Origin of the sequence: Verrucosispora sp. ts21 (assembly GCF_002879555.1) — a bacterium.
Lineage (GTDB): Bacteria > Actinomycetota > Actinomycetes > Mycobacteriales > Micromonosporaceae > Micromonospora > Micromonospora gifhornensis.
Map to the genome: position 1 here is coordinate 1 of NZ_PNOZ01000143.1, position 5983 is coordinate 5983.

The following is a 5983-nucleotide window of genomic DNA, read 5'->3' on the forward strand; positions in this document are numbered from 1 at the left end:
GCGTGGGGTGGGTCAGGGGTTAGGGGGTGAGGGCGATCAGGGAGAAGAGGGCGCCGTCGGGGTCGCGGAGGGCGGTGACGCGGCCGGCGGGGATGTCGCGGGGTGGGACGAGGATGGTGCCACCGAGCTCGGCGGCGCGGGCGGCCGTGGCGTCGGCGTCGGCGACCGAGAAGTAGAGCGTCCAGTAGGCGGGGGAGTCGGCGGCGAAGGCCTCTTCGCGCGGGGGCATCATGCCGGCCACCATCCGGTCGCCGAGCCGCCAACCGGTGTACGAAGTCTGTCCCATCGGCTCCTCCTCGGGCTGCCACCCGAAGACCAGCTCGTAGAAGATCCGCGCGCCGTCCGGATCGGGGGTGACCAGCTCGGTCCAGCACATCGCGCCGGGTACGTCGAAGACCTCGGCGCCCGGGAACGACATCGGCTGCCAGACGCTGAACGCGGCACCGGCCGGGTCACTGAAGACCGCCATCCGCCCTCGGTCGAAGACCTCGAACGGCGGTACGACCACCTGCCCGCCGGCTCGCTCCACCCGCCCGGTGACCAGGTCGGCGTCGTCGGTGGCGACGTACGTCGACCAGATCGGCACCTGGTCCGGTACGGCCGGCGGCCCCACCCCGGCGACGGCCCGGCCGTCGAGCTGGAAGGTCGTGTAGCCGCCCGCCTCGGGTTCGGGGTCCACCCGTCCGGTCCAGCCGAACAGCTCTGGGTAGAACCGCCGGGCCCGGTCGAGCCCTGGCGTGGCCAGGTCGGCCCAGCACGGCGTGCCCGACGGGACGCTGGCCACTGCTACCCCTCTCGACCCCGGCGGTGGCCGTCGCCCGACCACCCCTCACCGGCATCGTGGCACCGCCGGAGCATGATCCGGGTCGGAAACCGGGGGAACGTCAGCTGAACCGGCGACCCTCGTCCCGGCGGTACGCCCAGCCGGCCAGGGCGGCCAGCACCACCACCCAGACACCGAGCATGACCAGGGAGAGCAGGTTGACCGAGTAGTCGCCGACCGCCGCCCACATCAGCTCCACCGCACCCCGGGTGGGCAGGTACGGCGCGATCGCCTCGATGAAACCGGGTGCCTGATCCGGGGCGGAGAGCAGGCCACCACCGAAGGCGAGCGGGAAGAAGACGAGCTGCGCCACCACGATCGCCGCCTTGCTGGGCAGCGAGTACCCGATGGTCAGCCCCATCAGGGTGAACGGTACGGAGATGACGGTGACGGTGACCAGGGCCAGCAGGAACGACGCCGGGTCGATCCTGGCCTCGGTCAGGGTCGCGGCGATCACCACCACGGGGACCAGCGAGAGGTAGGTGAGGACCAGCCCGGCCATGACCCGGCCGGCGAAACGCGGTGCCGACCCGGCCGGCAACGTCCGGGTGTACGGGTTCCAGGGCTGGTCACGGTCCTCGGCGACACCCACGCCGTACTGGAAGATGTTGGCGCTCATCACCGAGAAGGTGACCATCGCGGCGGTGGCGTAGGTGGCGCCCACCGGGTCCTTGCCGGCGAAGGGCACCACGAAGAAGAGCATCGCGGCGGCGGGGAAGAACGCGCTACCGAAGATCGCGACCGGGATGCGGACGGTCTCCAGCAGTTGGTAACGCGCGTGTACCAGGGCGAGTTGCACGTCGAGATCCCCTCAGGCAGCGGCGGCTGGCGCGGCGTCGGTGGCGGTGATGGCCAGGAACGCCTCTTCCAGCGAGGTCGGGCGCACCTCCAGGTCGCGGAACTCGACTCCGCTGGCGACCAGGTCCCGCACCAGTTGGTCGGCGTCGGCGGTGAGCAGGTGGGTACGGCCGTCGACGTGCTCGGTGCGTACCACCCCGGGCAGCGGGGGCAGCGTCTCGGCGGTCAGGCTCACCCGGCGTACGCCGACCACGGCCCGGACCGCGTCGACGGTGTCGTCGGCGAGCACCCGTCCCTGGCCGATCACCACCACCCGCCGGGCCAGCGCCTCCACCTCTTCCAGGTAGTGGCTGCTCAGCAGCACCGTGCCGCCGTCGGCGTGGAACGCCCGGATGGCTTCCCACAGGGTGTGGCGGGCCTCCACGTCCAGTCCGGTCGTGGGCTCGTCGAGCACCACCAACCGGGGGCGACCGACGAAGGCCAGCGCCACCGCGAGCCGGCGCTTCTGTCCACCGGACAGCCCGCCGCACTGCCGCCGGACCAGGTCTGCCAGGCCGAACCGGTCGAGCAGGTCGCCCCGGGGCACCGGGTCCGGGTAGTGGGCCGAGACGAAGTCGACCACCTCGCCGACCCGCAGCGTGCCGGGCAGCCCGGTCTCCTGCGGGGTGACGCCGATCTGCCGCCGACTCGCCGGGTCACGCGGGTCACCGCCGTTGAGTTCCACCCGCCCCGAGCTGGGCTTACGCAGCCCGACCAGCAGACTGATCAGGGTGCTCTTGCCGGCACCGTTGGGCCCCAGCAGGCCGACCAGCTCACCGGCCCGTACCTCAAGGTCGACCTGGTCCAGGGCGAGGACGTCGCCGTACCGGCGGCTGACCCGCTCGGCACGGGCGAGGATGTCTCTTTCCACGATATTGATCATTCTCGGTTCACCGGGTGGTGGCAATACGCCGGTCAGCCCAACGGTGCGGGCAGTGGCGCGCTGTGCAGCACCGACATCCGGGAGACCGCCCGGGTGAGCACCACGTAGAGCCGGTGCAGCCCGCGCGGCTCGGCCGCCACGATGTCGGCCGGTTCGACGACGACGACGTGGTCGTACTCCAGGCCCTTGACCACGGTGGCGGGGACGACAGTGACGCGCGGACCGCCGCCCGCATCGGCGGCGGTCGCGGTCTCGATGCCGGCCGCCGCCAGCGCCGCGACCAGCCGGTCCACCGCGTCGTCGGCGGCGATCACCGCGACCGACCCCTCGTGGGCGAGCGCCGCGCCCACCTCGGCCACCGTCGCCCCGACAAGATCCGTCACGGTACGCACCGTGAGCACCCCGTCGCGGCGCAACGACTCGGCCGGCGGTACGTCCACGGCGAGCGACGGCAGCAACCGGTTGGCGAAGGCGAGCACGTCCGCCGGTACCCGGAAACCGACTGTCAACGGCACCACCGTCGCGTCCGGCTTACCGAGGTGACGAAGGGTGACCCGCCAGTCGGTGGCCGCCCACGGCGCGGTCGCCTGGGCCAGGTCCCCGAGCAGGGTCAGCGAACCGTGCTCGCTGCGCCGAGCGATCACCCGGCACTGCATGGCCGAAAGGTCCTGCGCCTCGTCGACCACCACATGCCCGTAGCTGCCCGGCCGCTCGATCAGCCCGGCCGCCTCGTCGATCAACACCGCGTCGGCGGCGCTCCACCGGGTGGCCTTAGGCGTACGCCCCAGCTTCGTACCGGACCGGGGCCTGCTGCTCCCTGGTGCGCCGCCGCCGGTGGGCGTCGGAGTGCTGTCCTGGCCGGTCAGCAGGGTCTGCTCGGCGGGGGTGAGCAGGCCGTCGGCCGCTGCGGCGAGCCGGGCGGGGTCGGCCAGCAGCGCGTGCACCAGCCCGTCCGGGGTCAACGCCGGCCAGACTGCGTCCAGGAAGGTCGTCACCGGCTTCGACCGGCCCATCCGGCGCAGCCACGCCTCGCTCGGCGATTCCGCCCGCCGGGCCTCCGCCTGCCGTTGCAGCAGCCCGACCACCCGGGCGCGCACCCGCTCCCGACCGAGGGCGTACGGCAACTGCTCGGCCCGGGTCTCCTGGACCAGCCGGTGCAGCGGCTCCAGCCCGATCCGCCAACGGAACGAGCCGTCGGAGACGACGATCGGCTCGGTCGACTCACCGACGTACGCGTCGACCGCCCGGCGCAGCACCTCCGCCATCCGGGCGTCGTGCTTGATCACCGCCACGGCCGGCGGGTCCACCGCCCGCACCACCACCCGGTCGACCAGGTCCTCGACGGTCGCCTGCTCGACCTCCACCTCGCCGAGGGCGGGCAGCACCGCCGCGATGTACGCCAGGAAGGCCCGGTTCGGCCCCACGACCAGCACCTTCGACCGGCGCAACCGCTCCCGGTGCAGATAGAGCAGGTACGCGGCCCGGTGCAACCCGACAGCGGTCTTCCCGGTCCCCGGAGCACCCTGTACGCAGATCGACTCGGACAGGTCGGCGCGGACCAACTCGTCCTGCTCGGGCTGGATGGTGGCGACGATGTCCCGCATCGGCCCCACCCGGGGCCGCTCGATCTCGGCGGTGAGGATCCGGCTGGCGGTGCCGAGTTCCTCGCCCCGGTCCAGGTGCTCGTCCTCGAAGCTGGTCAGCCTCCCGTTGTCGAACCCGAACCGACGCCGTACCGCCAACCCTTGCGGGTCGCGGGCGCTGGCCTGGTAGAACGCCCGGGATACCGGTGCCCGCCAGTCCAGCACCAGCGGTTCGCCCTGCTCGTCGGTCACGTGCCGGCGCCCGACGTGATAACGCCGTCCGGCGTGCTCGCCGTACCCGGCGCTGGCGGCCTGCTCCGTGTAGTCGCCGTCCTCGATGCCGGTGGTGGCCGCGGTGCCGGCGGTGTTCGTGGGCGTGGTGTCGGCGGTGGCTCCGGTGTCGGCGGTGGCTGTGAGGTCGAGGTCGGTGGTGGCTGCGGTATCGGTGGCGGTCGCGAGGTCGCTGGTGGCGGTGTTGCTGGTGTCGGTGGTGGCTGGGGTGGTGCTGCCGAAGTCGAGACGACCGAAGAAGAGTGGGGTGCGGGGGTCGTCGGCCAGTTCCGCGACCCGCCGGGCAAGGTGACGGCCGAGCTGCTCGGCGGTGTACCTGTCCCCAGCGACCTTGTCGCCTGTGGCGAAGAGCGCCTCGGCGCGTTCCCGCATCCGGGCCAACGCGGCTCGGGAGTCGGACAGGTGTGCCTGCTCGGCGGCCAGTTCGTCGTCGAGCGTCGGCGGGCGGTGCGGTGTGGGTTGCGTGGGTTGCGGGAGCTGTTGGGCGTGCAGGCTCATCCACGTACTCCTTGACACGGGAAGAAGGCTGCCGCTCGCGTTTCCGACTGTCGGCCGGCGCGGGGGACGTCCGCTCCGGTGCTACTCACCGCGGCCGTCGGGCGGGACAGGAAGCCTACTCTTCCCCGGGTCAGCAGCAACCGGATTTCGTACCGGCGTCGGGTGGTGCTGGGTCACCTGGTGCGGGGTTGGCCACTTCGGTGCCGGTCCGCTGAGCCGGTCAGCGGCGACGGGGATACGGTCGGGGCATGGTCGAGCGCGTCGCCCGCCCCCGGGTCGGGCACATCCAGTTCCTCAACTGCCTACCGATCTACTGGGGCCTGATGCGCTCCGGTGCCCTGCTCGACGTCGACCTGTACAAGGACACGCCGGACCGGCTCAACGCCGCACTCGTCGGCGGTGACCTGGACATCGGGCCGATCTCGCTGGTCGAGTACCTGCGTCACGCGGACGAACTGCTGCTCCTGCCCGACCTGGCGGTCGGCAGCGACGGCCCCGTGCTGTCGGTCAACCTGGTCAGCACGCGCCCGCTGGCCGAGCTGGACGGGGCCCGGGTGGCCCTCGGCTCCACCTCGCGGACCGGAGTCCTGCTCGCGCAACTCCTGCTGCGCGAGCGGTACGGCGTGCAGCCCGAGTACTTCCGATGCCCGCCCGATCTGACCCAGATGCTGCTGGAGGCGGACGCGGCGGTGCTGATCGGTGACGTGGCCCTGCGCGCCCTCTACGAGGCACCCAGCCGTGGCCTGACGGTCACCGACCTGGGTCAGGCCTGGCGGGAGTGGACCGGACTGCCGATGGTCTTCGCCGTCTGGGCCGCCCGTCGCGACTTCGCCGCCGCCCACCCCGGCCTGGTCAAGGGGGTGCACGACGCGTTCCTGCGCTCGCGTGACCTCTGCCTGGCCGAACTCGACCAGGTCGTCGAGTCGGCGGCCCGTTGGGAGCCCTTCGACGCCGCCACCCTGGCCTCCTACTACGAGGCCCTGGACTTCTCCCTGGGCGACCGCCAGGTAGCGGGCCTCCGCGAGTTCGCCCGCCACGCCACCGCCCTGGGCCAGACCCCCGCCCTCC

General features: G+C 72.4%; 5 protein-coding genes. 1 reads left to right on the forward strand and 4 read right to left on the reverse strand.

From position 1 onward, the window contains the following. Positions 1 to 19: 19 nt before the first annotated feature. From C1A38_RS29995 to C1A38_RS30010, 4 genes are all read right to left on the reverse strand, one after another. A complete protein-coding gene (locus C1A38_RS29995) occupies positions 20 to 784 on the reverse strand; it encodes a VOC family protein (protein ID WP_102661047.1) in 765 nt (254 codons plus the stop codon). Between the two features lie 100 nt (positions 785 to 884). Beyond that, the gene (locus C1A38_RS30000; RefSeq protein WP_102661048.1) at positions 885 to 1622 is read right to left on the reverse strand and encodes an ABC transporter permease; all 738 of its coding nucleotides are present in this window, start codon (positions 1620 to 1622) and stop codon (positions 885 to 887) included. A gap of 12 nt (positions 1623 to 1634) precedes the next feature. Next, positions 1635 to 2543, reverse strand: coding sequence for an ABC transporter ATP-binding protein (locus tag C1A38_RS30005; RefSeq protein WP_102661049.1), 909 nt, complete (start codon positions 2541 to 2543; stop codon positions 1635 to 1637). A 32-nt stretch (positions 2544 to 2575) separates the two neighbouring features. Next, the gene (locus C1A38_RS30010) at positions 2576 to 4915 is read right to left on the reverse strand and encodes a HelD family protein (RefSeq protein WP_102661050.1); all 2340 of its coding nucleotides are present in this window, start codon (positions 4913 to 4915) and stop codon (positions 2576 to 2578) included. Positions 4916 to 5163: 248 nt separating this feature from the next. On the opposite strand from C1A38_RS30010, the gene C1A38_RS30015 reads away from it, so the two are divergent. Beyond that, positions 5164 to 5983 (forward strand): menaquinone biosynthetic enzyme MqnA/MqnD family protein (locus C1A38_RS30015; protein WP_102661051.1); only part of this gene is annotated, 820 nt, incomplete at its 3' end.

Bases quoted from the DNA above. Each gene is read 5' to 3' on its own strand.
- C1A38_RS30005 (WP_102661049.1), bottom strand. From the start codon at position 2,543: ATGATCAATATCGTGGAAAGAGACATCCTCGCCCGTGCCGAGCGGGTC.
- C1A38_RS30010 (WP_102661050.1), bottom strand. From the start codon at position 4,915: ATGAGCCTGCACGCCCAACAGCTCCCGCAACCCACGCAACCCACACCG.